Annotated in this window: 1 protein-coding gene; it reads right to left on the bottom strand. The window is 64.4% G+C overall.

Annotation, left to right across the window (positions count from 1 at the left end; genetic code table 11):
• Positions 1 to 243: 243 nt before the first annotated feature.
• Positions 244 to 1,699 (bottom strand): preprotein translocase subunit SecA (locus RMO40_RS07315; RefSeq protein WP_309718403.1); only part of this gene is annotated, 1,456 nt, incomplete at its 5' end.

Raw genomic sequence — 1,699 nt, 5'->3', positions numbered from 1 at the left:
CGCAGGCGCGCCGAGAACTGCGTCTCGATGCGCTGGCTGAGATGGGCGGATAACTGCGGGCGACGAGCGGCGCTCGCCGAATTCGGGTTGAGAAGGACTTGCATGGTGCACCGGGAATTGCTGTGCACCCATTGAAGGCTGAAACGATTGGTTTCGTCAGTCACCCCCTGTCAACACTGACAGGGGGTGACTGTTTCTATCCGGGTCTTTTGCTACGAAATGTAAGGCGGACCCGCTCGGCGATCAGGCAAGCTTGCCGTGGCACTGCTTGTATTTCTTGCCGCTGCCACAAGGGCAGGGGTCGTTGCGGCCGACCCGGGCGTATTGGTCGTCGAAACCGGCCGAGCCCGTCAATCTGGCCGTGCTTTGGTCCACCATGGTCTCCACCTCGCCAGTTTCGGTCGGCGCCGTGTAGGTGACATTGGCGATCCGCTCGGCCCTGGTTTCGAGGTCCTCGGCCGCCTGCTCGAGTTGTTCGCCTGACTGCACCTTGACCGTCATCAGCAGCTTGGTCACTTCGTTCTTCACCGAGTCGAGCAACTGCCCGAACAACTCGAAGGCCTCGCGCTTGTATTCCTGCTTGGGCTGCTTCTGGGCGTAGCCGCGCAGGTGGATGCCCTGGCGCAGGTAGTCGAGCGCCGACAGGTGCTCGCGCCAGTGCGAATCGATGCTTTGCAGCAGGACGATGCGCTCGAACTGGGTGAAATTCTCCGGCCCGATCTGCTGCACCTTCTGCTCGAAGGCCTGGTTGGCCGCCTGCAGCACCTTTTCCAGCACTTCCTCGTCGGTGATGGACGAGGCGCCCTGCACTTCGGCCTGCAGGCTGATCGGCACGCCCCACTCGTCGGCGAGTACCTTCTCCAGCCCCGCCACGTCCCACTGCTCCTCCACCGATTCCTGCGGAACATATTCGTGCGTCAGGTCGGTGAAGCAGCCTTCGCGCAGCGAGGCGATCTGCGCCGACAGGTCGGTCGCGTCCAGGATGTCGTTGCGCTGCTGGTAGATCACCTTGCGCTGGTCGTTGGAGACGTCGTCGTATTCCAGCAGCTGCTTGCGGATGTCGAAGTTGCGCGCTTCCACCTTGCGCTGCGCGCTCTCGATGCTGCGGGTGACGATGCCGGCTTCGATGGCCTCGCCATCGGGCATCTTCAGCCGCTCCATGATGGCCTTGACCCGGTCGCCGGCGAAGATGCGCATCAGCGGATCGTCCAGGCTCAGGTAGAAGCGCGAGGAGCCCGGGTCGCCCTGGCGGCCGGAGCGGCCGCGCAGCTGGTTGTCGATCCGGCGCGACTCATGGCGCTCGGTGGCGATGATCCGCAGGCCGCCCAGCGAGGTGACGGTCTCGTGGTCCTTGGCCCATTGCGCGCGCAGTTCGGTCGACTTCGCCGCCTTGGCCGCGTCGTCCAGAGAATCGTCGGCCTCGACCGCCTCGACAGCCTTCTCCACGTTGCCGCCCAGCACGATGTCCGTGCCGCGGCCCGCCATGTTGGTGGCGATGGTGATCATCTTGGGCCGGCCGGCCTGGGCCACGATGTCGGCCTCGCGGGCATGCTGCTTGGCGTTGAGCACCTGGTGCGGCAGCTTCTCCTTGTTCAGGAGCTCGTCGATGATCTCCGAGTTCTCGATCGACGTCGTTCCCACCAGCACCGGCTGGCCGCGGTCATAGCACTCGCGGATGTCCTTGATGGCCGCCTCGTAC

The organism is Rhizobacter sp. (genome assembly GCF_031412075.1).
Taxonomy (GTDB): Bacteria; Pseudomonadota; Gammaproteobacteria; order Burkholderiales; family Burkholderiaceae_C; genus Rhizobacter.
Note: the sequence above shows the minus strand (reverse complement) of the source record. Positions and strands in the feature narration are given on the sequence as shown.